30 protein-coding genes are annotated in these 25822 nt (G+C 65.6%); 21 read left to right on the forward strand and 9 right to left on the reverse strand.

Features of this window, described 5'->3' with window-relative positions; translation table 11 throughout:
* Window positions 1–199 precede the first annotated feature (199 nt).
* The 4 genes from R5H30_RS16765 to R5H30_RS16780 all read left to right on the forward strand — a co-directional run bounded on the left by R5H30_RS16765 (window position 200) and on the right by R5H30_RS16780 (window position 2742).
* Complete coding sequence (locus R5H30_RS16765) at window positions 200–502, forward strand: BufA1 family periplasmic bufferin-type metallophore (protein WP_318329695.1); 303 nt, start codon at window positions 200–202, stop codon at window positions 500–502.
* 88 nt (window positions 503–590) lie between these two features.
* Window positions 591–1451: an MNIO family bufferin maturase gene (gene bufB / locus R5H30_RS16770; protein WP_318329696.1), complete on the forward strand. Its 861-nt coding sequence runs from the start codon at window positions 591–593 to the stop codon at window positions 1449–1451.
* Window positions 1448–2203, forward strand: a complete 756-nt coding sequence (locus R5H30_RS16775; protein ID WP_318329697.1) for an HvfC/BufC family peptide modification chaperone — start codon at window positions 1448–1450, stop codon at window positions 2201–2203. Before bufB ends, R5H30_RS16775 begins: the two co-directional genes overlap by 4 nt.
* Complete coding sequence (locus R5H30_RS16780) at window positions 2200–2742, forward strand: DoxX family protein (RefSeq protein WP_318329698.1); 543 nt, start codon at window positions 2200–2202, stop codon at window positions 2740–2742. Before R5H30_RS16775 ends, R5H30_RS16780 begins: the two co-directional genes overlap by 4 nt.
* Before the next feature lies 1 nt (window position 2743).
* Here R5H30_RS16780 and R5H30_RS16785 read toward each other — a convergent pair whose 3' ends face one another.
* A complete protein-coding gene (locus R5H30_RS16785) occupies window positions 2744–3058 on the reverse strand; it encodes an arsenate reductase family protein (RefSeq protein ID WP_318329699.1) in 315 nt (104 codons plus the stop codon).
* 188 nt (window positions 3059–3246) lie between these two features.
* Between R5H30_RS16785 and R5H30_RS16790 the strand changes: the two genes are divergently transcribed.
* Window positions 3247–3453, forward strand: a complete 207-nt coding sequence (locus R5H30_RS16790) for a cold-shock protein (protein ID WP_318329700.1) — start codon at window positions 3247–3249, stop codon at window positions 3451–3453.
* A gap of 126 nt (window positions 3454–3579) precedes the next feature.
* Here the strand turns inward: R5H30_RS16790 and R5H30_RS16795 are convergent, their stop codons facing one another.
* The gene (locus R5H30_RS16795; RefSeq protein ID WP_318329701.1) at window positions 3580–4761 is read right to left on the reverse strand and encodes a cytochrome P450; all 1182 of its coding nucleotides are present in this window, start codon (window positions 4759–4761) and stop codon (window positions 3580–3582) included.
* Window positions 4762–5208: 447 nt separating this feature from the next.
* Between R5H30_RS16795 and R5H30_RS16800 the strand changes: the two genes are divergently transcribed.
* Window positions 5209–5769, forward strand: a complete 561-nt coding sequence (locus R5H30_RS16800; protein WP_318329703.1) for a type 1 glutamine amidotransferase domain-containing protein — start codon at window positions 5209–5211, stop codon at window positions 5767–5769.
* A gap of 239 nt (window positions 5770–6008) precedes the next feature.
* Here the strand turns inward: R5H30_RS16800 and R5H30_RS16805 are convergent, their stop codons facing one another.
* Window positions 6009–6947, reverse strand: coding sequence for a GIY-YIG nuclease family protein (locus tag R5H30_RS16805; RefSeq protein ID WP_318329705.1), 939 nt, complete (start codon window positions 6945–6947; stop codon window positions 6009–6011).
* Window positions 6947–7852, reverse strand: a complete 906-nt coding sequence (gene thyX / locus R5H30_RS16810; RefSeq protein WP_318329706.1) for an FAD-dependent thymidylate synthase — start codon at window positions 7850–7852, stop codon at window positions 6947–6949. The genes R5H30_RS16805 and thyX overlap by 1 nt, the downstream gene beginning before the upstream one ends.
* 189 nt (window positions 7853–8041) lie before the next feature.
* Between thyX and R5H30_RS16815 the strand changes: the two genes are divergently transcribed.
* The 5 genes from R5H30_RS16815 to R5H30_RS16835 all read left to right on the forward strand — a co-directional run bounded on the left by R5H30_RS16815 (window position 8042) and on the right by R5H30_RS16835 (window position 12375).
* Window positions 8042–8977 carry a thymidylate synthase gene (locus tag R5H30_RS16815; RefSeq protein ID WP_318329707.1) on the forward strand — a complete coding sequence of 312 codons (936 nt, stop codon included), beginning with the start codon at window positions 8042–8044 and terminating at the stop codon, window positions 8975–8977.
* Between the two features lie 27 nt (window positions 8978–9004).
* Window positions 9005–10390, forward strand: coding sequence for a tetratricopeptide repeat protein (locus R5H30_RS16820; protein WP_318329708.1), 1386 nt, complete (start codon window positions 9005–9007; stop codon window positions 10388–10390).
* 65 nt (window positions 10391–10455) lie between these two features.
* Window positions 10456–10884: a VOC family protein gene (locus tag R5H30_RS16825; RefSeq protein ID WP_318329709.1), complete on the forward strand. Its 429-nt coding sequence runs from the start codon at window positions 10456–10458 to the stop codon at window positions 10882–10884.
* The gene (locus R5H30_RS16830; protein WP_412105149.1) at window positions 10881–11597 is read left to right on the forward strand and encodes a DUF1194 domain-containing protein; all 717 of its coding nucleotides are present in this window, start codon (window positions 10881–10883) and stop codon (window positions 11595–11597) included. The genes R5H30_RS16825 and R5H30_RS16830 overlap by 4 nt, the downstream gene beginning before the upstream one ends.
* Before the next feature lie 4 nt (window positions 11598–11601).
* Window positions 11602–12375 carry a DUF1194 domain-containing protein gene (locus tag R5H30_RS16835; protein ID WP_318329710.1) on the forward strand — a complete coding sequence of 258 codons (774 nt, stop codon included), beginning with the start codon at window positions 11602–11604 and terminating at the stop codon, window positions 12373–12375.
* Here R5H30_RS16835 and R5H30_RS16840 read toward each other — a convergent pair.
* The 3 genes from R5H30_RS16840 to R5H30_RS16850 form a co-directional block, all read right to left on the reverse strand.
* Window positions 12369–12881 carry a MarR family winged helix-turn-helix transcriptional regulator gene (locus tag R5H30_RS16840; protein ID WP_318329711.1) on the reverse strand — a complete coding sequence of 171 codons (513 nt, stop codon included), beginning with the start codon at window positions 12879–12881 and terminating at the stop codon, window positions 12369–12371. The genes R5H30_RS16835 and R5H30_RS16840 overlap by 7 nt on opposite strands.
* Window positions 12882–12972: 91 nt before the next feature.
* The gene (locus R5H30_RS16845) at window positions 12973–13200 is read right to left on the reverse strand and encodes a succinate dehydrogenase assembly factor 2 (RefSeq protein WP_318329792.1); all 228 of its coding nucleotides are present in this window, start codon (window positions 13198–13200) and stop codon (window positions 12973–12975) included.
* A 46-nt stretch (window positions 13201–13246) separates the two neighbouring features.
* Window positions 13247–13627 carry a helix-turn-helix domain-containing protein gene (locus R5H30_RS16850; protein ID WP_318329793.1) on the reverse strand — a complete coding sequence of 127 codons (381 nt, stop codon included), beginning with the start codon at window positions 13625–13627 and terminating at the stop codon, window positions 13247–13249.
* Window positions 13628–13726: 99 nt separating this feature from the next.
* Here R5H30_RS16850 and R5H30_RS16855 point away from each other — a divergent pair, with 99 nt between their 5' ends.
* The 3 genes from R5H30_RS16855 to R5H30_RS16865 all read left to right on the forward strand — a co-directional run bounded on the left by R5H30_RS16855 (window position 13727) and on the right by R5H30_RS16865 (window position 16659).
* A complete protein-coding gene (locus R5H30_RS16855) occupies window positions 13727–14929 on the forward strand; it encodes a pyridoxal phosphate-dependent aminotransferase (RefSeq protein ID WP_318329712.1) in 1203 nt (400 codons plus the stop codon).
* Between the two features lie 125 nt (window positions 14930–15054).
* Window positions 15055–15453, forward strand: coding sequence for a hypothetical protein (locus R5H30_RS16860; protein WP_318329713.1), 399 nt, complete (start codon window positions 15055–15057; stop codon window positions 15451–15453).
* A 42-nt stretch (window positions 15454–15495) separates the two neighbouring features.
* A complete protein-coding gene (locus R5H30_RS16865) occupies window positions 15496–16659 on the forward strand; it encodes a DSD1 family PLP-dependent enzyme (protein WP_318329714.1) in 1164 nt (387 codons plus the stop codon).
* Window positions 16660–16674: 15 nt separating this feature from the next.
* On the opposite strand, the gene R5H30_RS16870 is transcribed toward R5H30_RS16865, so the two are convergent.
* Window positions 16675–17577, reverse strand: coding sequence for a sugar kinase (locus tag R5H30_RS16870; RefSeq protein WP_318329715.1), 903 nt, complete (start codon window positions 17575–17577; stop codon window positions 16675–16677).
* The gene (locus R5H30_RS16875; protein ID WP_318329716.1) at window positions 17578–18276 is read right to left on the reverse strand and encodes a GntR family transcriptional regulator; all 699 of its coding nucleotides are present in this window, start codon (window positions 18274–18276) and stop codon (window positions 17578–17580) included. It abuts the gene before it with no gap.
* 99 nt (window positions 18277–18375) lie between these two features.
* Here R5H30_RS16875 and uxaC point away from each other — a divergent pair, with 99 nt between their 5' ends.
* The 7 genes from uxaC to R5H30_RS16910 are packed head-to-tail and all read left to right on the forward strand — an operon-like array spanning window position 18376 to window position 25809.
* Complete coding sequence (gene uxaC, locus R5H30_RS16880; protein WP_318329717.1) at window positions 18376–19782, forward strand: glucuronate isomerase; 1407 nt, start codon at window positions 18376–18378, stop codon at window positions 19780–19782.
* A gap of 25 nt (window positions 19783–19807) precedes the next feature.
* Window positions 19808–20119 carry a cupin domain-containing protein gene (locus tag R5H30_RS16885; RefSeq protein ID WP_318329718.1) on the forward strand — a complete coding sequence of 104 codons (312 nt, stop codon included), beginning with the start codon at window positions 19808–19810 and terminating at the stop codon, window positions 20117–20119.
* A 14-nt stretch (window positions 20120–20133) separates the two neighbouring features.
* Window positions 20134–20958, forward strand: coding sequence for a 5-dehydro-4-deoxy-D-glucuronate isomerase (gene kduI / locus R5H30_RS16890; RefSeq protein ID WP_318329719.1), 825 nt, complete (start codon window positions 20134–20136; stop codon window positions 20956–20958).
* Window positions 20955–21683, forward strand: a complete 729-nt coding sequence (gene kduD, locus R5H30_RS16895) for a 2-dehydro-3-deoxy-D-gluconate 5-dehydrogenase KduD (protein WP_318329720.1) — start codon at window positions 20955–20957, stop codon at window positions 21681–21683. Before kduI ends, kduD begins: the two co-directional genes overlap by 4 nt.
* Window positions 21673–23109, forward strand: a complete 1437-nt coding sequence (locus tag R5H30_RS16900; protein WP_318329721.1) for a mannitol dehydrogenase family protein — start codon at window positions 21673–21675, stop codon at window positions 23107–23109. The genes kduD and R5H30_RS16900 overlap by 11 nt, the downstream gene beginning before the upstream one ends.
* On the forward strand, window positions 23106–24293 hold the full coding sequence (gene uxuA, locus R5H30_RS16905; RefSeq protein WP_318329722.1) for a mannonate dehydratase: 1188 nt from the start codon (window positions 23106–23108) through the stop codon (window positions 24291–24293). Before R5H30_RS16900 ends, uxuA begins: the two co-directional genes overlap by 4 nt.
* Entirely contained in the window at window positions 24286–25809 is a 1524-nt protein-coding gene (locus R5H30_RS16910; protein ID WP_318329723.1) for a UxaA family hydrolase, read from the forward strand. The genes uxuA and R5H30_RS16910 overlap by 8 nt, the downstream gene beginning before the upstream one ends.
* Window positions 25810–25822: the final 13 nt, after the last annotated feature.

Below are 25822 nucleotides of genomic sequence, written 5' to 3' on the forward strand. Positions count from 1 at the left end.
CGGTTTGCGCGACGCGCTTGCGCAACTGCCTCGCGCGATTGTAACATTTCTCACCTCTCGGGCGTGCACGCGGTCGGTTTCAAGCGCTATGCGACACGCAGTGCTGACGCGAGCGTGACTCACCCGGTCGTGAGTAGCGACGCGCATGCCCGGCGAGTTACAAATGTCCACACGAAAGAACCGTGCAAGGGAGCTAACCATGTCCAATACTGTAAAAACCGTTGCTGTCGCCGGTGCCGTTGCCGCGGCCCTCGTCGCGCATTCCACGCCGGCACAGGCCGCCGCGAAAGAGAAATGCTATGGTGTGTCTCTGGCTGGCGCGAACGACTGCGCAGCCGGACCGGGCACGACCTGCGCCGGCACTTCTGTGACCGACTACCAGGGCAATGCCTGGACGCTGGTCGACAAGGGCACATGCACCGAGATCGACCTGCCCGAGATGGCTGATGGCACGCCGCGCGAAGGCTCGCTGGAGCCGCTGGACCGCGATCTGCCGGCCTGACCCGCGTTCGAACCGGCGGGCGGACCACCGCCCGCCGCTGCGATCCCGCTGGTCTTGCGCGCGAGCTCCCCATCGCTGGATGGTCGGAATGAAAGACACCCCGGACAGATTCGAACGGCTGCCCAATGCTGCCGGCGTCGGCTACAAGCCGCAGCATTTCGCCGACCTCATGGCCGACCCCGGCCCGGTCGCGTGGCTCGAGGTGCATGCCGAGAACTACATGGGCGACGGCGGACGTCCGCAGGCGCAGCTGCGGGCCTTGTCCGAACGCTTCGTGCTGTCGGTCCACGGCGTCGGTCTGAGCATCGGTGGAGAGGGTCCGCTCGACCCCGAGCATCTGGCGCGGCTGGCGCATCTGGTGAAGACGGTCCAGCCGGCATCGTTTTCGGAGCATCTCGCCTGGTCGACCCACGGCGCGGAGTATTTCAACGACCTGCTGCCGCTGCCCTATACCACGGCAACGCTGACGCGCGTGGCGAGGCACATCGACGAAGTGCAGGAGGCGCTTGGGCGCCGAATGCTGCTGGAGAATCCGTCGAGCTACCTGACGTTCGCCGAAAGCACGTGGTCGGAAACCGATTTTCTGTCTGAACTCGTGGCGCGCACCGGCTGCGGACTCCTGCTTGACGTGAACAACGTATTCGTCTCGGCGGTGAACCTCGACCAGTCGCCGCAAGATTACATCGACGCTTTCCCGCTGGAGCATGTCGGCGAAATGCACGTCGGCGGGCATGACGAGGATGCCGACGACACGGGGGCGCCGCTTCTGATCGACAGTCACGGCAAGCCGGTGGTCGAACCGGTCTGGGCGCTTCTCGACTACACCCTCGCCCGCTCCGGCCCACGTCCCGTTCTGCTCGAGCGCGACAACGACGTGCCGGACTGGGCCGGGCTGCGCTCCGAAGCGGGCCGAGTCGCCGCCAGCCTGTCGCGACAAGAGGCCGCATGAGCGTTTCGCAGAGCGATTTCAGGGCCGCCCTGCTGAACCCCGAAACGCCCGTGCCGGAAGGGCTGCACGATGCCGCGGACCGCACCGCCGGACGGCGTTTCTCGGTCTATCGCAACAATGTCACGGTTTCGCTGCTGGACGCGTTGCGTGTCGCGTTTCCGCTGCTGCGCAGGCTTGTCGGGGACAAGTTCGACCCGCTGGCGCTGGCCTATCTGCGCACGTCGCCACCAAGTTCGCCGGTGATGATGTTCTACGGGGATACGATGCCCCGCTTTCTGGCGTCCTACGAACCGCTTGCGCACCTCGGATACCTGCCCGACTGCGCCCGGCTCGACCTCGCCCTGCGGCGCTCCTACCACGCGGCGGATTGCATGCCGCTGGCGCCCGAGGACCTGCATATCGATCCCGACACCCTCGACGATCTCCGGCTGAAGCTGGCCCCCTCCAGCATCGTTCTGCGTTCTGACTGGCCGCTGTTCGACATCTGGCGTTTCACGATGCAGCCGGGCGCGCCGAAACCGCGCGCCGTGGCGCAGGACGTTCTGGTGGTCCGGACCGACTACGACCCCGCGCCGCATCTTCTGCGGAATGGAGCGGCGGCGTGGTTTGAGGCATTGGAGGACGGGAAGACGCTTGGTGCCGCGCAGCAGGCGGTGCTGTCTGGACATCCGGACTTCGACCTTGCCGCGACCCTCACGCTCGCGCTCGACACGGGCGCCCTGAAACTCGAAGTGGAATCGGAAACGCCATGAATTCAGTCTACCTTCACATCGCCGATCGCCTGAACCGGTCCGACTGGCTTTTGAGCCTGCTGGCGCGCTTCGTCTTCGCGGCCACCCTTTTGTTCTATTTCTGGGTTTCCGGCGTCACCAAGCTGGGCGACGGGATCTTCGGCCTCTTCCGGCCCTCGGTAGGCGCCTATGCGCAGATCTTTCCCAAAGCGATGGAGGCCGTCGGCTACGACACCTCGCAACTTGCCTTCTGGCACTGGGCGGTGGTGTTCGCCGGAACCGTCGCCGAGTTCGTGCTGCCGCTTCTGATAGTCATCGGCCTGCTGACCCGCCTCGCCGCCCTCGGCATGATCGGCTTCGTCGTGGTCCAGAGCCTCACCGACATCTACGGCCACGGCGCACTCGAAGACCCGGCGACAATGGGCGCCTGGTTCGACCGGTTCCCCGACAGCGTGATCATGGACCAGCGCACGTTTTGGGTCTTCGTCCTGCTGGTCCTCGTCCTCAAGGGCGCCGGGCCACTCTCGGCCGACCGCGCCCTGCGCCGGTTCGCCAGCTAGGTCAGACTCCCAGCGCCGCGCGCGTCTCGTCCGTCCAGCCGAGGTGCAGCGTTCCGCCAGCATCGATCAGCGGCCGTTTCATCAGCGCGGGGTGTTGCGCGATCAGATCGGCGGGCGGCAAATCGCGCTCTGCCGGATCGAGCCCGCGCCAGGTTGTCGAGCGCGTGTTGACCAGCGCCGGTCCGAATTCATCCAGCGCACGGCGAAACACCGTTGCGGGCAGGCCGTCGGCCCTCACGTCGACCAGTTCCGCCTCGGGAAGCGCCTTCAGCGCCTTCCGGCAGGTGTCGCATGTCTTCAGACCGTAGAGTTGCACTCGATTTTCCCTCCCTCCGGTTGCGCATCGCGAATCTCCGCAACTTTCATCCTGTTTGCCTTGATTTTTCAATCCGACGTGCAATCTCCTTACGTGGGGGAGGGTTGCTGACCGCGTCTTCCTCCGCACTTGAATGCCCGCACGCGACTTGTCGTGCGGCAAGACTGTCTAAAGGAGGCACGGAAACCATGCCAAATGGCACCGTGAAATGGTTCAACACGACGAAAGGCTACGGCTTCATCGCGCCCGAGAGCGGAGGGTCGGATGTTTTCGTGCATATTTCGGCCGTCGAACGCTCCGGTCTGACCGGGCTGGCCGACAATCAGAAAGTCAGCTTCGAGCTGTCCGAGGGACGCGACGGTCGCAAGATGGCGACCGACCTGAAACTGCTCTGACGGTTTCACGGGTCGCCTGACCCGCTTCATCGCAATTCGAAGGCCCGTCAGAGACGGCTCCCGGAAGAATTCGCCTCGTCCGATCCGCCAGGGTCGGACACCAATCGCAGGGCCGACGCGCGCGGTCTAGCCGAGACGCGCCTCGAGCGACGCGTAGCCACGAAACCGCACGCGCCCACCGTGCCGCCGGGCAGCAATCTCGTAATCCGGGTATCGCTGTAGGAAACTTGCGACAGCGATCCGCCCTTCCATCCGTGCCAGCGTCAGCCCGACACAGACATGCGGGCCGCCGGCGAAGGCCAGATGACGGTTCGGGCGTCGCGCGATGTCGAACCGGTCGGGCGCCTCGAACACCTCCGGATCCCGGTTTGCCGCCCCGATGCACAGGTGCAGGTTGGTGCCCGCGGGGATATACACGCCGCCCAGCGTCACCGCCCGCGCAGTTTCGCGATTGCCGAACTGGTTGGGCGAGTTGACCCGCAGCACCTCTTCGATCGCACTGTCGATCTGCCCGGGCTCTAGCTGCAGCCGCGCCTTCTGGTCCGGATGGTCGTGGAGCAGCGCCAGCGCGTTGCCGATCAGGTTGGTCGTGGTCTCGTGCCCGGCGTTGAGAATGAAGATGCAGTTCTGGATCAGCTCGATCTCGGACAGCTTGCCGTCGGCGTCGCCCGCGATCAGCCGGGTCAGAACGTCGGTCTCGGGATCCCCCGGAGCGACCCGTCGCCGCGCGATGAGATCCGCAAGGTAGGCCTTGAACCCCCGCACGGCTTCATGCCCCCGGTCAAGCTCTTGCCTGCTCAGCACCGGCTCGAGGGCGCCGAGGATCGCCAGGGACCAGTCGCGCAGCGGCCCGCGCTCGGCTGTAGGCACGTCGAGCAGGTTGCCGATCACCTGGATGGGGATCGAGGCCGCGAAGTCCTCGATCAGGTCCGGTTGGTCCGGCATCTCGTCGAGCAGCGCGTCGATGGTCGAGATCAGCCCCGGCTCCATCCGCTGCAGCGCCCGCGGGGTCAAGGCCGAGGTCATGATCCGCCGGACCCGCGTGTGCAGCGGCGGGTCGTTGAACACGAGGCTCGTGGTGTGGTGCTCGTAGAGCGGGCTGCCGGGTCCGAACTTGGGTGCGAAGACCGCGTGCTTGTCCGAGATGTAGGTTTCGGTATCGCGGTAAATCGCGGTCAGGTCGGCATGGCGCGCCACCAGCACAGAGCCGTCGGGCTGCGGGCAGACCGGCGCCTCGCGCAGCAGCCGGTCGTAATGCGGAAACGGGTTCTCGGTGAAGTCGTCCGGCAGAGCGTCGAGGATGAGCATGGGCGCGAGTGTCACCGACGCGCCCGCGCTGTCAAAGGGTTATCGTCCCCCGCCATGAAAACAGCCGCCCGGAGCGACCGGGCGGCTGGCGCATCGCGCTGCCCCGGGGGAGGTCAGGAGTTCCGTCGGTTGTTGCCCTTGCACGCCCCCGAGGGCGGGCAGGCGCGAACCGGCGAAGCGCGCAATGCCGCCGGACCATTCGGAGCCGCGTGAGGGTGCGCGCTCCGGCTGCAGGGCCCGGCCGGGAATGTCACTACCACCGATAGAATTCTAGCACCGGCGGTCGCGCCACGCCAGCGATTTCACGGCGCTGCGTTCCGGGGGCCGCGCAGTCGACGGGTGACGGCACCGTGATCGCGCGGCGCGCGGCGACATGGAACCTCGCGCCACGATGCCCGTTGTGCGGGTGATCCCCGCGCCGCGGGGCGACAGAGAAAGGAGCATGACATGACCGAGATCACCAATGCGAAAATCCTGATCATGGCTACCGACGGGTTCGAACAGTCCGAACTGCAGGTGCCGCTGACGAAACTGCGCGAGGCCGGCGCCGAGGTGCATGTCGCCTCGCCCGAAGGCCGCGAGATCACCGGCTGGGATGACAAGAACTGGGGCGAGAGCGTTCCGGCGGACCTGTCGATCTCGGAGGCGTCTGTCGAGACCTACGACGCGCTGGTCCTGCCCGGCGGGCAGATCAACCCCGACATCCTGCGCATGAACGAAGAGGCCATTGCGCTGGTGAAGGGCTTCGCTGACTCCGGCAAGGTGCTGGCCGCGATTTGCCACGGACCGTGGCTGCTGGTCGAAGCCGGCGTCGCCCGCGACCGCAACGTGACCTCTTGGCCGTCCCTGCGCACCGATCTCGAGAACGCCGGCGGCAAGTGGACAGATGCCGAGGTGGTGACCGACCATGGCATCATCACCAGCCGCAACCCCGGAGATCTCGACGCCTTCGTGGCGAAGATCATCGAGGAAGTGAAGGAAGGCCGCCACGATCGCCAAGCCGCCTGAGTTTTGAGACCTGCCTCGACTGCCGCGCCTTCGGGCGCGGCTTTTTTCTGCGATGCGGCAGATCGGCATTCTGCGTAGGTCTTTTGCGCCCAGCGCCGGTTCGGAAGGTTTTCGGGTGCGCCGGAGTTCGTCTACGCGATGAGGGTAGCGCCGGACCCGAGGGTGGGCGAGAAGCTTCCGCCCTGAGGGGCGGGTCGGGTGCTGCCCGGCGTTGCCGAGCGAGAAACACCGAAGTCGGGCTAATTTTCCATACCTTTGTGGGCAGACATAGCGTCGATGAGTTCCTGCTTCCATGTCCCGTAGTTTACGTTACGACCTTCAACTATCCAATCAGTTCGTCCATTACGAGATGTTCCAAAGAGAAAAACAGCTGCTGCGCTAGGGCTCCCAAAAGAAACATCCTCACAAAGGCGAAAATTCCTCTCACCCTCGTGAACCATAATTCCAAAATTCTTCGCTTCATCACGGAATGATTTAACTTTTTCATTAAATGAAACCTTTTCCTTGAGCGAACCTACAGACCCCGCCATCAGAACGAACTCACCTTCGCTCTCCACTGCGCGCGCAGATATTCCGGCGCCCTTGTTTTCTAGAATGAAGGTAACTTCCGCTAGCTCTGGCTCAAGTTGAGTCGCCGTATGCCTTATGGCGGTTCCACCAGCCTTACTCTTCTGTTGTTTCAGGAGATCAAAGCCAATGACCGGGAAAATCAACTGCATTTCTTCTAAGAAAGTATGCATATCTGAGATGTCTGCCTCAGGAAGTAATTCAAACGATGGCGCTGTGGAATTATCGATTACCGATCTTTTAGCGGATTCAATCAACCCAATTACTCGTCCCTCGAGAAAACGCACATGCGCCTTGGTCAAGTTCATATCCTTGCTCGTAACAGCAATAAAATGATCCCAATAATCTTTAGACTTATTGTGCTCATACAGGCGCTTGCCAATCTCATCACCCTCGCCAACATAAACTCTTGTCAGACTGCTCCCCTGATCATCGGGGCCGTAAAGCAAATACACACCTGTTCGTTTCAGTTCGGATCTGCCAAGTGCATCTTCGAGGCGAGTGCGAGGCGCAGCGAGTACATGACCAGTCCAATTCATAATTTCAGCAGTGAGAATTCCAGTCGCAGTACCGTCTGCGAGGTAGAGTCGAACGGACCGACCATTCGCCATTACCCAATCACCCCCTCAAACTCCCGCCATTCCCCCTTGCTCATACCGGACGTCTCCTGCGTGACCTCCTCACCCTTGAGCATCCGCCGGAGGCACTCCAGCGCCTTGCCCGAGAGCGTCGCCCCACCCAGGCGATAATCCTCGAACGCCCGATATGCCGCCGGAACCCAGTCGGCGACCATGTCGCAGATCGCCTCGGCGTAGACCCGGATCTCGTATTGGGCGTGGGTGTCGGCGCGAAGCCGCAGGAAATGGAAAAGGTTGTGCAGGTCCACCTTCCAATACCATTGGGTGTAGACGTTCGCGGGCAGGTTCATGCGGGCGAGTTCGCGCGCCAACCCGTTCTGCCCCTCCTGCGAGATCATCTCTTCGTAATGGTCGTAGCACCGGTTGCTGTCGGCCTTCAGGATCTCCAGCACCCGCGCCGCCTCGGCGCCTTCCAGCGCCGCACCGCGGCCCTGGTTGTTGACGGTCGATTGCGCGGCCAGCGCATCGGGCGCGGGGATATAGAATTCGCGGTCGAGGATCGAGTAGCGCGCGGAGTATTCGTTGACGTTGGCGGTGCGGTGCCGGATCCACTGGCGGGCGACGAAGACCGGCAGCTTGACGTGCAATTTCAGCTCGCACATCTCGAACGGAGTCGAGTGCCAGTGGCGCATGAGATAACGGATCAGCCCCTCGTCGTTGGAGACCGATTTCGTGCCGCGGCCATAGCTGACCCGCGCCGCCTGGCAGATCGCCGCGTCGTCGCCCATGTAGTCGATGACCCGCACAAAACCGTGGTCAAGCACCGGCACGGCCTTGTAGAGATGCGCCTCCATGCCTTCGCTCACCGCACGCAGGGTGGGCCGGGGCTCGGCCCGCAACGCGTCGATTTCGGCCTGCTGGTCGGGGCTGAGCGGCATGGGACGGTCCTTTCTACCAGATGAGTCGTGTCGCACTATATCTGGCAGGTCGGCAGGCGGGAACCGCGATATGCGGTATTGCGCATCGGCAAGGCTGCAACACACGCCGTGCGCATCGCTTTGGTGTAATTGACAAAAGGCGGCGCGGAAGGAAACTGTCGAAAAAATTCGAGACAGAGGCAGTCGAGCATGAAACTTCCAACCCTCAGCCTTGTGCTGTGCCTTTCGCTTGCGGCCTGCGGCGACGGCAACCCGTTCGAAGAGGACAGCGCGTCCGAAGGCCCCGGCACGGAAGAGCCGACCGGTCCGGATATTCCGGAAGAGCTGTCCGGCAACCTGCGCGGCTTCAGCTACAACCCGAACAAGGAAACGCTGACCATCCGCGGCGTCGACCTCGAGGACAGCCCGTTCCGTGCCAAGTACCGCCGCCGCGCCAATCTCGACCGCGCGGGTTACGAGGCCTACACCCAGCAGGACGGGTCCCTGGACCGGCACAGCACGGCCTACGTCAAGGATATCCGGGGCACCCGGGCCGCGGTCGTGGTCACCGGCGGCCAGTTCGAGGAGTTCTTCGCCGGCGGTCGCTACTCCGCCAAGACCTATTCCGCCCCGGTCGACGAGGGCAGCAACCGGCAGCGCGGCCTGATCAGCTATGCCGGGCGCTATGTCGGCATGCTCAACATCGAGGGGTCGGGCGAGGACCTGATCGAGGTCAAGGACGGCACGCCGCAATCCTTCCGCTCGAAACAGGCCGCCGAGGTCACGGGCCGGGCGCTGGTGACCGGCAGTTTCTCGGACCGGCGCGTCGATGGCATCATCACCCGCCGCAAGGTGGTCGATTACGTCGACGGCGACGGCGACACACTGCGGGTCCGCGATCTTGCACTGGACGCGGGCAACATCGACGACAACGGCAGCTTCACAAGTACCGTCTCTCAGGGCAACACCGTCAAGGGAAGCTACGGCGGCGTCTTCGGCGGCAAGGGCGCCTCGGAGGTCGCGGGCGTCCTGAAGGCCGAAGAGCACATCAACGGCTTCGACGGCATCATCGAGCACGGCGTGTTCGTCATGGGAGCCTGTGGCAAGAAGGGGCAGGACCGCCTCTGCAAACAGCCCAAGCCCTAGGTGCTCTTGCGCGCGGCAGCCCGGGCCATGCGCCACGTCCCGAGGGCCGTGGCGCTTTGTCTTTGCCTGAGCGCGGCGACCGCCGGCGCTGACACGGAACCGGACGAGGTCACGCTTTCGGTCGACGAGGCCCGTGGCATCGCGATCGAGGCGGCCGCAGCCGGCGACGCGCCGGAGCTGGTGGTGCGGCTCGGCGAGGCGCTGCTGGCCGCCAACCCCGACGACGCGGTCGTCCACTATCTCGTCGCCGAGGCACAGGGGCAGTTGGGCCGGCCCGGCAGGGGGCGACGCTCGGCGGCGCGCGCCTACCGGCTTTCCGGGGACGATCTGAGCCGGTTCCAGTCGGCCGAGCTCGCCGCGCGGCTCGCATTTGCCGATTCACGACCGACCACGACCCAGATCTGGCTGCGGCGCGCGGCGCAATACGCGCCGAGCGTCGAGATCGAGCAGCGTATCGCCGAGGACTATGCCCGGGTGCGGCGGATCAACCCGTTCAGCTTCTACCTGCGGACCGCCGTGCGGCCGTCGGACAATGTCAATGACGGGGCGGATTCCGCGTTGCAGGTGATCGACGGCATTCCGTTCACCGGCGTGCTGAGCGGCGCCGCGCTCGCCCTGCCCGGAACCGTTTTCGCGACCGACTTCAATCTCGGCTACAGGCTGCGGGCCGATGATCGCAGCCAGACCTCCGCGGGTCTCCGCGTCTACATCCAGCGCGTCGCCCTCAACGACGAGGCGCGCGACAAAGCGCCCGAGGTCTCAAACAGCGATTTCGGCTACACTTACCTCGCCGCTACGCTCGACCATGCGTTTGCGGTGGGCGAGGCAAAGGGCGTCGCCCGCGTCGGCGGGGCGGTCGGGCGGCTGTGGTACGGTGGCGATCCGAGCTACGACTTCATCGAGCTCAATGCCGGTCGAAGCTGGAGACTGGGCGATGCGACTGCGCTGTCTCTCGACGGATCTGTCGAGCGACAGTTCAACGATTTCGCCTCGCTGTTCAACGCTACCGAATACGAACTCGTGGGCGCGGTCGATCACGAACTTGCCAACGGCGACGCCATCGGCATGTCGTTGAACCTGCAGCGCATCACCTCGGACTTCGAGAACGCCCGTTACGACTCCGCCGCGCTCCGGGCGGTCTACGGCTTCGACCGCAAGCTTGGCCCGGCCCGGGTCACGGCTGGTCTGACGCTCGGCTATTCGGATTACCCGGACTACATCGCGGTCTTCGAAGTACCGGGCGGTCGCCAGGACAAGTCGGTCTACGGGGACGTGAACTTCTTCTTTCCCGACATCGACTACGCGGGCTTCGCGCCCAACCTGCGGATCAGCACGGGGCGCAAGTATTCCAACGTGAGCCGTTTCGACACGCGCGAGACCTCGGTGTCGGTCGGCATCGAATCGAAGTTCTGATCGCGCTGGCAACCGTGGCGGGGCATGCTAGGTTCCGGCGCGATGGAACGTGAAAGGAACGCGCAATGAGCCTGAAGTATCTGCACACGATGGTCCGGGTGAAGGATCTGGAGAAGTCGATGGCCTTCTACGAGTTGCTCGGCCTGAAAGAGACGCGCCGGATGGAGAACGACAAGGGCCGCTTCACGCTGGTGTTCATGGCACCTCCCGGGCAGGAGGAGTGTCCCGTCGAACTGACCTACAACTGGGACGGTGACGAGGGGCTGCCCTCGGACAGCCGGCATTTCGGGCACCTCGCCTACCGCGTCGACAACATTTACGAAACCTGCCAAAAGCTGATGGACAACGGCGTGACGATCAACCGTCCGCCGCGCGACGGGCATATGGCCTTTGTCCGCTCGCCCGACAACGTCTCGATCGAATTGCTGCAGGAAGGCGACGATCTGCCGTCGGCGGAACCTTGGCAGAGCATGGAAAACACCGGCCACTGGTGAAGCGCGCGGCGGCGACCTTGCTCGCGCTGGCCCTCGGCGCGAGCGCTGCAGAGGCGCGGCCGTGCCGACTCGCGCTGCTTCTTGCGCTCGACGTGTCGAGCTCGGTCGATGCTGCCGAGGACCGGTTGCAGCGCGGCGGCATGGCCGCGGCGCTGGCTGCCCCGGAGGTGCGCGCCGCCTTCTTCTCGTCCGACATGCCGGTGGCGTTGGCCGTTTACGAATGGTCCGGGCGCTACAATCAGGAAGTGCTGCTTGACTGGGTGCTGATCGACAGCGATGCCAAGCTGCTCGATGCCGCGCTCACGATCGCCGAGAGCCGGCGGAGCCACAACGACTTTCCAACGGCGATGGGATATGCGCTGGGGTTCGGCGCGGGCCTGCTGGCCGAGGCGCCGCCCTGCCTGTCGCGTACGCTGGACATCGCCGGGGACGGACAGAACAACGAAGGTTTCGCCCCGGCGCTCGCCTACGCTGAGTTTCCCTTCGACGGCGTTACCGTCAACGGGCTGGTGGTCAACGGCGCGGACTTCGAGGTCGAGACCGGGCTGATCGCGTTCTACCGGCAGGAGGTGATCCGGGGCGCAGGCGCCTTTCTCGAGATCGCCGACGGGTTCGAGGATTACGAACGCGCCATGCGCCGCAAGCTCGAGCGCGAGTTGACCGCGCCCGTTGTCGGCGCGGCGCCGGGTGCCGGCCCCGGCGGGCGGGGCTGAGCGGGTGCTGCGCGCGGTCGGCGTCTTTGTGGCGTTTCTGGGCCTTTGCGCACAGGCGCAGGCCGATTGCCGGCAGGCGCTCGCGCTCGGCCTCGATGTTTCGGGATCGGTCGACCTGCGCGAGTACCGGATGCAGCTTGACGGGGTGGTGACTGCGCTGAACGACGACGGCGTGGTGCGCGCCCTTCTGAGCCGCCCCGATGCACCGATATCGCTGCTCATCTTCGAATGGAGCGGCCCCGAAGACCAGGCGACACTGGTTCCATGGACGCCCGTGACCTCACGTGGCGACATTGCCGCGATCAGCGCCGTGCTTGCCGCGACCAGCCGGCGCGACGCGACGCCCGGAACAGCGCTTGGCGAGGCGATGAGCGTCGGCGTCGCCTATCTTGCGCAACAGCCGGGTTGCGCGCGGCACACGCTGGATCTGTCCGGTGACGGGAAGTCCAACCTCGGGCCGCGGCCGCGCGACGTGAAAGCATCGGTCGCGGCCTCCGGCGTGACGGTCAACGGTCTCGTGATTGGTACCGAAGCGCGCCGGACTGGCGAGGGGCGCATGGGCGAGATCGCCGAGCTGTCGGCCTATTTCCGGGCCGAGGTCATCGTGGGACCGGACGCCTTCGTCGAGACCGCGCTTGGATACGAGGCCTACGCCGAGGCGATGACGCGAAAGCTGCGGCGGGAACTTGACGGGGAGTTGGTCAGCCGGCTCGATCTGCCCGGCGACGCCCGACTGGTCGCGGCGGACGAAGACGCGGTAGCGCCCGAACGTCAGTAGATGTAGCGGATCTGTTCGCTCCAGTACCGTTCCATCCGCTTGAGCGAGCGGGTGATGTCGTCGATGCCTTCCGGGCCAAGCACCTGCTTTTGTTCGAGCCCGTCGGCATGCCTGGCAAAAAGTGCCGCGACGACATCGCGGATCTTGCGCCCCTTTTCGGTCAACCTGACCCGGACCGAGCGGCGGTCGATGTCGCAGCGCTGGTGATGCATGTAACCCATGTCGACGAGTTTCTTGAGATTGTAGCTGACATTGCTGCCCTGGTAGTAGCCGCGGGTCTTGAGCTCGCCCGCCGTCACTTCGTTCTCGCCGATGTTGAAAAGCAAAAGCGCCTGCACCGCGTTGATCTCAAGCACCCCGACACGCTCGAACTCGTCCTTGATGACGTCGAGCAGCAGGCGGTGCAGCCGTTCGACCAGCGACAAGGCCTCGAGATAGCCGAGCATGAAACCCCGGCTTTGACCGGCCACCTGAATCCCGGCGGGAATTGGATCTTGCACGCTCATCTTGCACTCCGACTCGTTGCGGTCGGGGGCAACCTGCGCCGGAAAGCACAAGATTTCGTTAAAAGGCGGCAAACGCAGCGCGCGCTGCCCGTCAGCCCCGCGCGCGCGGCAGTTGTCGGACGATGTCGTCGATGAGCGCGGCATGCGGTCCCGGTGCCGGCGTCTGCCCGGAGATCCACTGGTAGAGGTCGTGATCACTCTCGTCGAGCAGCGCCTCGAAACGGTCGAGCCCCTCGGCGTCCATGCCGCCGAGGTTGCGACCGGCATAGGCGTCGAGGATGAGGTCCATTTCGCGGATGCCCCGGCGCATCGAGCGCATCCGTAGCCGCTTGATCCGGTGTTCGCGCGTCTCCCCGGTCAACCGCTCAGCCCCGCAGCGCGGCGCGCAGTTTCTTTTCGAGACGGCCGAGCTGCTCGGCGCGGTTCAGCATGTCCGAGCGCAATTCGCGCAGCTCGTGCAGAAGCGGCATGGCCTCGGGCGTATCGAGCCCGTCCGGCGCCTCGACGCCGTCGCCCTGCCCGGTCAGCAGCCAGCGCATTGACACGTTGAGCAGGCCCGAGATCATCGACAGGCGGTTGGCACGCGGTTCGCTGACGTCCTCTTCCCATGCCCGCAACGTCTCGAGCCGCACGCCAAGGCGCCGGGCGAGGTCGGTCTGGTTCATGCCTGCCGCCTCCCGCGCGCCGGTCAGCCTGTCTCCGAATGTCGCGGTGTCGGGTCCGTACCAGTCCTGCTCGGTGGTCATGGTCATCCTTTCACTTAATTCCGATCCCGCTTGAACGCTGCGGGAGGTGCCTCTAAGAGGAGGGCAAACCTTCGATTTCCCTATCCGACCGAGGCCGCCATGGAACTGCTGTCAGCGACGCTTGCACGTGTCAAACCGTCCCCGACCATCGCCGTCACGACGAAGGCAGCCGAACTCAAGGCGGCCGGTCAAGACGTCATCGGGCTGGGCGCGGGCGAGCCGGATTTCGACACGCCGCAGAACATCAAGGATGCCGCGATCGCCGCGATCGACCTCGGGAGGACAAAATACACGCCTGTCGACGGAATTCCAGAGCTGAAACGGGCGATCTGTGAAAAGTTCAAGCGTGACAATGGGTTGGACTACACACCGGCGCAAGTGACGGTCGGGACCGGCGGCAAGCAGGTGCTCTACAACGCACTGATGGCCACGCTGAACCCGGGCGACGAGGTTGTGATCCCGGCGCCCTACTGGGTCAGCTATCCCGACATGGTTCTGCTGGCGCAAGGCACGCCGGTGATCGCCGAGGCGCAGCTTCAGACCGGCTACAAGCTGACCGCCGAGCAACTCGAGGCGGCGATGACGCCGAAGACCAAGTGGCTGATCTTCAACTCGCCGTCGAACCCGACGGGCGCGGGCTACAACCGGGACGAACTCAAGGCGCTGACCGACGTGCTGATGCAGCACCCGCATGTCTGGGTTATGACGGATGACATGTACGAGCATCTGGCTTACGACGATTTCCGGTTCTGCACGCCTGCCGAGGTTGAACCACGGCTTCATGACAGGACGCTGACGGTCAACGGGGTGTCGAAAGCCTACGCGATGACCGGCTGGCGCATCGGTTACGCGGCCGGACCCGAGAAGCTGATCGCGGCGATGCGCAAGATCCAGTCGCAGTCGACCTCGAACCCGTGCTCGGTTTCGCAATGGGCGGCGGTCGAGGCGTTGACCGGCCCGCAGGATTTCATCGCCGAGAACAACGCGGTCTTCAAACGGCGGCGCGATCTCGTGGCGTCGATGCTGAACGAGATCGAGGGCGTGACCTGCCCGGTGCCGGAAGGCGCGTTCTACGTCTACCCCTCGATCGCCGGGCTGATCGGCAAGACCTCGGCGGGCGGTGCGGAAATCGGTTCGGACGAGGACTTCGCGACGGCGCTGTTGGAGGAAACCGGGGTCGCGGTTGTCTTCGGCGCGGCCTTCGGCCTGTCTCCGGCCTTCCGGATCAGTTACGCGACCTCGGACGCGGCGCTGACAGAGGCCTGCACGCGGATCCAGCGGTTCTGCGCCGGGTTGAGGTAGCGCAGACATGCGCGCCGGGGCGCGCTGCCTCCGGCGGGGATATTTCCGAACCAGAGAAGACCCGCGCGGCCATTGACTTGCCGCGCGGGGTCTGACGATCTGGAAGAGCAGCCCGAGGAGGACCGGTGCGCGATCTGCCCGAATACTATTTCCGAACCCGCGAAAACGGAGCGACGGTGTTTCGTGTCGGCACGCAGGCCCGCGATCAGCGCATCGAGTTGACGCAGATCGCCGTCGTCAACATCCGGAACGGGGAGATCCGGCCGCATGGCGGCAGCGAATTGTCCGAAGCCGACCAGGCCGCGATCCGCGGCTGGATGAGCGAACGCCGCGCCACGCTCGACCGGCGCGAGACCGACGACATTCAACGCACAGTGGATCGGCTGAAGCTGGTGGCGCATTGGGCGCAGTCCAGGGCCACGCCGGATGAGCTCGACGAGGTGGGCGAGGCGTTGCTGCTTGCGATGCACGATCTGCGCTCGGTCCTGCTGCGAAAACGCGCCGATCGGCTGCGCAAGGACTGAACGCGGCAGGCGCCGGGACCAAAACGCGAGGGGAAGACCACCGTGCCAGATCACTCCGAACCGGATCCGCTCGTTCTGGGCTACGATGTGCCCGCGCTTGTCGGCCAATCGGTTTCCGAGGTCATCACGCCCTGTCTCGTGCTCGACCTCGACGCGCTGGAACGCAATATCCGCAAGCTCGGGGCGTTCATACGCACCGCCGGCGTGCGGCATCGGGCGCATGGCAAAATGCACCGCTCGGCGGATGTGGCGCGTCTTCAGCAGGAGATCGGCGGGGCCTGCGGGGTCTGCTGCCAGAAGGTGAGCGAGGCAGAAGCCTTCGTGCGGGGTGGCATTCGCGACATCCTCGTGACCAACGAGGTGCGCGACCGCCGCATGATCGCGCGGCTGGCGGACCTTCCGAAACTGGGCGCGCGGGTGACCTGCTGCGTCGACGACGCCGCCAACGTGGCCGAACTGTCGGAGGCGGCCACCGCGGCGGGGACGACGATTGGCTGCCTTGTCGAGATCGACGTGGGACAGGCGCGCTGCGGCGTGGCCGCGGGGCCTGAAGCGGTGGCGCTTGCGCAGCTGATCGACGGTGCCGACGGGCTGACATTCGAAGGGGTGCAGGCCTACCAGGGCGCGATGCAACACATCCGCGACCACGCCGAGCGCGCGGCGGCGGCGCGCAGGATGATCGCCACGACTGCGGACTGCGTCGAGACGCTGACCGAGGCGGGTCTTGCCTGCAACACGGTGGGCGGCGGCGGCACCGGCTCGTTCCGGCTAGAAGCCTTGTCGGGGCTCTACAACGAGCTGCAATGCGGCTCCTACGCGTTCATGGACGCCGACTACGGGCGCGTGCGCGACGCAAAGGGCGACAGGCTCGATGCAACCGAGTTCGAGAACGCGCTGTTCCTGCTGACCTCGGTGATGAGCCATGCGCAACCTGACCGTGCGGTCGTCGATGCCGGCCTCAAGGTGATGTCGCTCGACAGCGGGCTGCCGGAGATCTTCGGGCGCGACGACGTGGTCTACGAGAGCGCCTCGGACGAGCATGGCACGGTGTCGGACCCCGGCGGCGCGCTTGCGGTCGGCGACCGGCTCTGGCTGGTGCCGGGGCATTGCGACCCGACCTGCAACCTGCACGACTGGTACGTCGGGATACGCGACGGGCATGTCGAAACGCTCTGGCCGGTGACCGCGCGCGGCAAGTCCTGGTAGCGGAGCCGCGCGGCCCTAGTCCAGGGCGACCAGCGCACCGCGATGGCGAATCACCTCGCCCGAGACGGCACAGCCGCGCGCGACAGCCGGTGCCACGGCCCCTTTTTCGATCCATTCGGCAAGGAAGGCGGCGTTGAAGCTGTCGCCGGCGGCGGTGGTATCGACCGCATCCTCGACCGGGCGCGGCGTGTGTTCGGCCGTTTCGCCCTCGTGCAGCGTGACGAGCGCGCCGGCACCGTTCTTGACCACCACCAGAGACGCGCCCTGACCGGCGTAGCGTTGCGCCGTGGCGGACCCGTCGGCGTCATTGAAAAAGCTCGCCTCGTCCTCGAAGGAGGGCAGCACGATGTCCGAATGGCTGGCCGCGGACATCACCGCCGCACACATCTCTTCGTGGCTGTCCCAAAGACCGGGCCGCAGGTTCGGATCGAAGGCCACCGTTGTGCCGTGACGGCGCGCCTCCTCGACCGCCGTCAAAAGCGCATGGCGCCCGGCGGGATCGAGGATCGCCAGCGTGATGCCTGAGAAATAGACCAGACCCGTGTTGCGAACCGCATCTGCCAGCCGCTCGGGATCGTCGGCAAGGCAGCGCGCGGCGCTCTGGCCACGCCAGTACGAGAAATGGCGTTCAGCGCCTTCGAGCTCGATCAGGTAAAGCCCCACCGTCCGGTCCTGGCGCATTCGGATCTGGCCGGTCCCGATGCCGTGCTCCTCCATGAAGGCGCGCATCTTGTGCGAGGCGGAATCCATGCCGATGTCGGTCAGGTATTCGACCGAGAAACCCTGCGGCAGCAGCTTGCGCAGGTACCAGGCCGTGTTGAGCGTGTCGCCGGCGAAATTCATCGAGAACTGACCCGGCGTGCCGGACGGGGCCATTTCGATCATGCATTCTCCGATGGAGAGGATACGCGTGCTCATTCAGTCTTCCTCGACGAACCATTCGTGATTGTCGAGCCTCAATCGCTCGACCAGCGGCTCGATGCGCCCCAGATGCAGCCGCAATGCCGCTTCCGCCTCGTTGGCATTCCCCGACCGGATCGCCGCGAGGATCTTCACATGATCCTCCAGCGCCGATTGCGAAGCGAAGCCGAGCGACAGAAACCGCACCCGGTCGGTATGGGCCTTCTTCTCGCGGATCACGTCCCAGCAGAACCCGACACCGGCTTCCTCGCAAATGCTGCGGTGGAAGGCATCGTCGAGTTCGTGAAAGCGCTTCTTGTCTCCGGCGTCTAGCGCGGCGCGCTGCGCGTCGATCAGCGCCTTGAGCGCGTCGAACTGCGCGCCGTCGAGTTCGCGGCAGGCGCGGCGCACCGTTTCCACCTCGAGCGCGGTCCGGATGTAGCGCGCCTTGAAGATGTCGGCGGCCGAGATCTGGCTTACGACCGTGGCGCGCTGCGGGCGGATCAGCAGGAAGCCCAGCTGCGACAGACGCCAGAACGCGTCGCGCACCGGTTGGCGCGACACGTCGAGCTGCTTTGCAACCTCGGCTTCGGAGATCTTCGTTCCGGGCGCGAGATCGAGCGACAGCACCTGAGCGTACAGCGCCTCGAACACCTGGTCCGAGACAGACGGTCTGTGCACCGGCTCGACCGGTCTGAGTTGCGGCGCGTCCGCCATGCACGCTGCCCCGATTGCCGTTGACAAGATCTGATATGCTAACATACTAGATTGCCAAACTTGGCCTGTCACGCCTTTTCGTGACGCCGGAAAGGACCCATGGCGCGCCTCGACCCAGATCGACTGTTCCCGCTCGACCCGCGCAGCCGCGACATCGCCCGCGCGCTTTACGGCGACATTCAGGATCTTCCCATCATCAGCCCGCACGGTCACACCGACCCTCGCTGGTATGCGCAGAACGACCCTTTCCCCGATCCCGCGCAGCTGTTCGTCACGCCGGATCACTACGTTTTCCGGATGCTTTACAGCCAGGGCGTCGGGCTGGAGGATCTGGGTGTGCCGCGCGTCGACGGCGGCCCGGTGGAAACCGACGGGCGCAAGATCTGGCGCTTGTTCGCCGCCAACTTCCACCTCTTCCGTGCCACACCCTCACGGATGTGGATCGAACACGCCTTCCAGGACGTCTTCGGCGTCACGGAAGCATTGTCCGCCGAGACCGCAGACGGGATCTACGACCAGATCGCCGACTGTCTTGCAAAGCCCGAGTTTCGCCCGCGCGCGCTTTTCGAGCGCTTCAACATCGAAGTCATCGCGACGACGGAAAGCGCACTCGATCCGCTTGACCACCACCGCACCATTCGAGAGTCGGGCTGGGCGGGCCGCGTCGTGACCGCCTATCGCGCGGACGCGGTGATCGACCCCGAGTTCGAGGGGTTCGCGGACAACATCGCCCGGCTGGGCGATCTGACCGGCGAGGACACGACAAGCTGGACAGGTTATCTTGCCGCGCATCGCGCGCGGAGGGATTACTTCAAGAGCTTCGGGGCCACCTCCTCGGATCACGGTCACCCAACCGCGCGGACCGAGGATCTTTCGCAGGCCGAAGCCGCCGCGCTCTTTGCCAAGGCGCTGGCCGGAGACTGCACGTCAGAAGAGGCCGACGCGTTCCGCGGCCACATGCTGACCGAAATGGCCCGCATGAGCCTCGACGACGGGCTGGTGCTGCAGATCCATCCCGGATCGTTCCGCAATCACTCTGAGCCGACGATGGCGCGCTTCGGACGCGACAAGGGTTTCGATATTCCGACGCGGACGGATTACGTGCGCGCGCTGAAACCGTTGCTCGACGCGGTGGGGACAGACCCGCGCCTTGCGGTGGTCCTCTTCACCCTGGACGAGACCGCCTATTCGCGCGAACTGGCGCCGCTGGCCGGCGTCTACCCATCGCTCAAGCTCGGGCCGGCCTGGTGGTTCTTCGACAGCCCCGAAGGCATGATGCGCTACCGGCAGATGACCACCGAAACCTGCGGATTCTACAACACCGTCGGGTTCAACGACGACACCCGCGCCTTCTGCTCGATCCCCGCACGCCACGATGTCGCCCGGCGCGTCGACTGCGCCTACCTCGCCACGCTTGTCGCCTCGGGCCGCCTGTCCGAACCGGATGCCTTCGAGGTCGCCCATGATCTGACCTACCGTCTGGCCAAGGACGCCTATCGCCTCTGACCTGACGCCTGCCAAGGAGCGTACCATGCCTCAGGATTTCCCCGTCGTTCCGGCCGATCCCGGTGTGACCCGACAGGTGCTGGCCGACGATCCGGCGCTGATGGTCGTCGCCTTCACCTTCGAAGACGGCGCCGAGGGCAAGCTGCACCGGCACCCACATGTGCAGTCGTCTTTCGTCGCGGCGGGCCGCTTCGTCTTCAGCATCGACGGCGAGGAAACCGAGGTCGGCCCCGGCGATTGCTTCGTGATCCCCTCCGAGGCGCTGCACGGCTGCCGCTGCCTCGAGGCGGGTCGCCTGATCGACAGCTTCTCGCCACGCCGCGACGATTTTCTCTGAAAGGACCGAACGACATGTTGACCGTCGACACCCGTTACGCCGTGGACCCCGAAACCGCCAAAGGGTTCGATACCGCCGGGCTGCGCCGGAACTTCCAGGTCGCGGGCCTGTTCCTGCCCGGCGAGATCCGCCTGACCTACGCTCATTACGACCGCCTGATCCTGGGCGGTGCCGTGCCCAACGGGCAGGAGTTGACGCTTGATCACGTCAAGGAATGCGGCACCGACAGCATTCTCGAACGACGCGAGATGGCGGTGCTGAACATCGGCGCGCCCGGAACCGTCGCCGTCGGCGGCGAAAGCCATGCGCTCGACAAGGGCGAGGTGCTCTACATCGGGCGCGGTGCGGGCCCCGTGACCTTTGCCGGTGATGGGCGGTTCTACATCCTGTCGGCACCCGCCCATTCGACTTTCCCGACGCGCCGCATAACCATCGACGAGGCGAACCGGGTCGATCTCGGCGCGGCCAAGACCGCGAACGAACGGACCATCTATCAGTTCGTGCATCCCGAGGTCATGGAAAGTTGCCAGCTTGTCATGGGCTACACGATGTTCCACGGCGGCTCGGTCTGGAACACCATGCCCTGCCATGTCCACGACCGGCGGATGGAGGCTTACCTCTACTTCGATGTCGATCCCGCCCAGCGCGTGTTCCACTTCATGGGCAAGCCCGAGGAGACCCGGCATCTCGTGATTCAGAACGAGGAGGCGGTCATCTCGCCGCCGTGGTCGATCCATTGCGGTGCGGGCACCGGGCGGTATAGCTTCTGCTGGGCGATGGCCGGGGACAACGTGGATTTCCGCGACATGGACATGGTCGGCATGGAGGAGCTTCGGTGAACCCGTTTTCGCTCGACGGACGAACGGCGCTGGTCACCGGGGCCAACACCGGCATCGGGCAGGCGATTGCCCGCGCCATGGGCCGTGCCGGTGCCACCGTGATCTGCGCCGGACGTTCGTCCTGCGCCGAAACGCTGGAGGACATCGAGAACGGACGCGAGCTGCGCCTCGACTTCAGCGATCCGATGGCGGCACGCGATGTGTTCGCGGAAACGCCCGTGGACATTCTCGTCAACAACGCCGGAATCATCCGGCGTGCCGATGCCATCGCGTTTTCCGAGACGGATTGGGACGACGTGATGGACGTCAACCTCAAGGCGCTGTTCTTCACCTGTCAGGCATTCGCGCGCGCGGTTCTGGATCGCGGCGCGGACGGGCAAATCGTCAACATTGCCTCGCTGCTCTCGTTCCAGGGCGGTATCCGCGTTCCGTCCTACACCGCTTCCAAGCACGGCGTCGCCGGGCTGACCAAGCTGCTGGCCAACGAATGGGCGGCCGAAGGCATCAACGTGAACGCCATCGCTCCCGGCTACATCGAGACCAACAACACCGAGGCGCTGCGGGCGGACGCAGAGCGCAACAAGGCGATCCTCGACCGCATTCCCGCCGGACGCTGGGGCCGGCCCGACGACATCGCCGAGGCAGCGGTGTTTCTTGCCTCACCAGCCGCGCGCTACATCCACGGCGCGGTGCTGAACGTCGACGGAGGCTGGCTTGCCCGCTGATGCGCCCCGTCTGACCCGCAACGGCGACGCCCCGGCGCATGGGATCGTGCACCTGGGCCTCGGCGCCTTCTTCCGGGCCTTCGGTGCGGTTTACATCGACGAGTTGATGAAAGCGCAGGGGGGCGACTGGGGCATCACAGGCGTCAGCCTGAAAAGCCCCGGAACCCGCGACCGGCTGGCCCAGCAAGGCGGGGTCTTCACCAGCGTCGCGCTTGGCCCCGACGGCCGCCACCGGCGGGTAATCGGCTCGGTCATCGACGTGCGCGTGGCCCCGGAGGATCCCGAGGCGGTGCTGGCCCTGATGGCCGATAAACGAACAAGGCTCGTCACGCTGACGGTGACCGAAAAAGGTTACTGCCATAACCCGGCCACCGGCGGGATCGACCCCGACCATCCCGACATCCGCCACGATATCGAGACTTCGCTCCCGAAAAGCGCACCCGGTTTCATCGTCCGGGCGCTGGCGCGGCGCAGGGAGGCGGGTCACGCCCCCTTTACCGTGCTGTCCTGCGACAACCTGCCGGACAACGGGAAACTGGTCCGGGGCGTCGTGACGGAATTGGCGCGGGCGATCGACCCTGCCCTCGCGAAGTGGATCATCGACGAGGGTCGGTTCCCCTCGACGATGGTCGACAGGATCGTGCCTGCGACCACAGCGGACGATATCGCGAAACTGACAGCGGAAACCGGCGTCGAGGACGCCGCCCCGGTCCTGCACGAGCCGTTCCGGCAATGGGTGATCGAGGACAATTTCGTCGACGGCACGAGGCCCGCGCTCGAGATGGTCGGCGTCGAGATGGTGCGCGACGTGACGCCTTTCGAGCACATGAAGCTCAGGATGCTCAACGGCACCCATTCCGCGCTGGCCTACCTCGGATATCTCGCCGGTCACGAAACCATCGCCGAAACGGTCGCCGATCCGGTGTTCTCGTCTTTCGTGAAACATCTCTGGGCGCACGAGATCATCCCGGCATTGACGCCGCCGCAGGACACGGATCTCGAAGACTACGCCGAGACATTGCTCGCGCGGTACGAGAACCCCGCCATCCGGCACCGGACCTGGCAGATCGCGATGGATGGCAGCCAGAAGCTGCCGCAGCGCATCCTGTCAACGATGGCCGAGAACCACGCGGCGGGTCGCCTCAGTCCGGGCCTCACACTCGCCGTGGCGGCGTGGATGCGCTACGTCGGCGGCACCGATGATACCGGCGCGGCGATCGAGGTGAAGGACCCGCTGGCGAACCGCCTGCGCGCACTGTCGGACGACGCAGGTTGGCCGGCAGCCAAGGTGGACGCGCTGCTCGGCGTGCACGAGATCTTCGCGCCGGGCTTCGCAGAGGCGCATCGCAACGATCTTGTCGCGGCCTATGCGTCGCTGGTCGAGAACGGCGCGCGCGGCGCCACGGAAAAGGTGATGACAGGATGATCGAAAGCTGGCGCTGGTACGGACCTTTCGACCGGATCGCACTCGACGAGATCGCCCAGACCGGGGCCTCGGGCATCGTGACGGCGATGCACGAAATCCCTTCGGGCGAGGTCTGGCCGCGCGAGACCATCGCTGCGCGCAAATCCGAAATCGAGGCCGCCGGGTTCGACTGGGTGGTGGTCGAAAGTCTGCCGGTCCATGAGCGGATCAAGCGTGGCGACGGCGACCTCGAACCGCTCTTCGACAGTTACCGTCAGTCGCTGGCCAACCTCGCCGCCGAGGGCATCCGCACGGTGTGCTACAATTTCATGCCGCTGCTCGACTGGACGCGCACCGACCTTGCCGCGCCCGTGCGGCGCGGCGGCACCTGCCTGCGGTTCTCCGCACCGCGCATGGCCGCCTTCGAAGTGCACATGCTGGGTCGGGCCGAAGCCGAGGACGACTACCCCGCCGACGTGCTGCGTGCGGCCAGTGCATGGTTCGAAGGCTCGGACGAGACTGAGCGCGAGACGCTGCTGGCCAGCATCATGGCGGGGCTGCCCGGCGCCTTCGACCGCTACGACGTCGATGGCCTGAAGCAGAACCTCGCGCTTTACAAGGGCATCGACGCCGACACCCTGCGGGCCAACTTCGCGCGATTCCTGACCGAGGTGGTGCCCACGGCAGAGGAGCTTGGCATGCGGCTGTGCGTGCATCCCGACGATCCGCCGCGCGACATCCTCGGCCTGCCGCGCATCGTGTCGGACGCCGAAGACCTCGCCCACGTACTCGGCAGCGTCGAAAGCCCCGCCAACGGGCTGACGCTCTGCTCGGGATCGCTCGGCGCGAACCCCGCCAACGACGTGCCGGCCATCGCCGCGCGCTTCGCCGACCGGATCCACTTTGCCCATCTGCGCAACGTCGCCAAGGAGCCGGACGGCTCTTTCGAGGAGGCCGCGCATCTCGAGGGCGACACTGATATGGTGGCGCTGGTGCGCGTGCTGCTCGACGAGGAAGCGCGGCGCAGAACCGAAGGCCGTGCGGACGCGGAGATCCCGTTCCGTCCCGACCACGGGCAGGAGTTGCTGAGCGACGCCGCGCGCGGTACCCATCCCGGGTATCCCCTTGTCGGTCGCCTGCGCGGGCTCGCGGAGCTGCGCGGCGTCGTCCGGGCCCTGAGCCATAGCGGAGCCGCCCATGCCTGACGCCATCGTCCTCAATGCCCGAGACACGGTCGCCATCCTGCCGCGTCGCACGGACGCCGGGGCCGATCCGCTTGGCATCGGCGTGCCGCTGCCCAAGCCGGTCGCCGGCGGGCACAAGATCGCGCGGGCCGAGATGAAGGCCGGCATGCCCGTCATCAAGTTCGGCCAGGTCATCGGCACGGCAACCGAGGACATCGTTCCGGGCACGCATGTCCACACTCAGAATTGCGTCTTTTCCGACCACGACACGGATTACCGGATCGGCGTGGACCTCGATGCCGCCAAAGCGGCGGTCCCGCGGATGGAGCCGCGCACCTTTTTGGGCTACCGCCGCCCCGGCGGACAGGTCGGCACACGCAACTACATCGCGCTCTGCGCAACGGTGAACTGTTCGGCCACGGTGATCCGCCGAGCGGCGCTCGAGGTCGAGTTGAGCGGCGTGCTGGCGGACTTCCCCAATGTCGACGGGATCGCCGCCTTCGCCCACGGCACCGGCTGCGGCATGGCGATGGACGGGCCGGGCTTTCCGATCCTCGACCGCGTGCTTTGGGGCCATGCCACGCATCCCAACACCGGTGCCGCGATCTTCGTGGGCCTCGGCTGCGAGGTGATGCAGGTCGCGCGGATGCGCCAGAACGCCTCGGAGACAGGCTCCGAGCGGTTCCACTTCCTGACCATCCAGGACACCGGCGGGACCCGCGCCACGATCGACGCGATCAAGGCCAAGGTGCTCGAGTTACTGCCGCAGGTGAACGACGTCAGACGCGAACCCTGCCCGGCCTCCGAGCTCAGGCTCGCCCTGCAATGCGGTGGCTCGGACGGGCTTTCGGGCATCACCGCGAACCCCGCGCTGGGTATCGCCTCGGACATGCTGGTGGGTCTCGGCGGCACCGTGATCCTGTCGGAAACCTCCGAGATCTACGGCGCCGAGCAGCTTCTATTGCGCCGTGTCGCCGACGAGACGACCGCCGAGAAGCTGATCGAGTGCATCCGCTGGTGGGAGCGCTACACCGAGATGAACGGCGGCACGATGGACAACAACCCGTCGCCCGGAAACAAGCAGGGCGGTCTGACGACGATCCTCGAGAAGTCGCTGGGCGCCGCGGCCAAGGGCGGCAGCACGCCGCTGACGGCGTTCTATGCCTATGCCGAGCGGGTCACCGCCCCGGGCTTCACCTTCATGGACACACCCGGCTACGACCCGGTTTCGGCGACGGGGCAGATCGCCGGCGGCGCGCAGGTGCTGTGCTTCACCACCGGGCGCGGCTCGGCCTTCGGCTCGAAGCCTGCGCCGACGATCAAGCTTGCCACCAACGACTCGCTTTTCGCGCAGATGCCCGACGACATGGACATCAACTGCGGCGACATCCTGAGCGCCGGGGTCAGCCTGGAACAGAAAGGCGCCGAGATTCTCGACCGGGTGATCGCGGTGGCCTCGGGCGAGGCATCGAAGTCCGAAGCCCTGGGGCTTGGCGACAACGAGTTCGTGCCCTGGCAACTCGGCTGCGTGATGTGAGGTCGCACTTACT

This window comes from Roseobacter sp. FCG-D35, assembly GCF_033436665.1.
In the GTDB taxonomy this organism is placed as follows: Bacteria; Pseudomonadota; Alphaproteobacteria; order Rhodobacterales; family Rhodobacteraceae; genus JAWQFO01.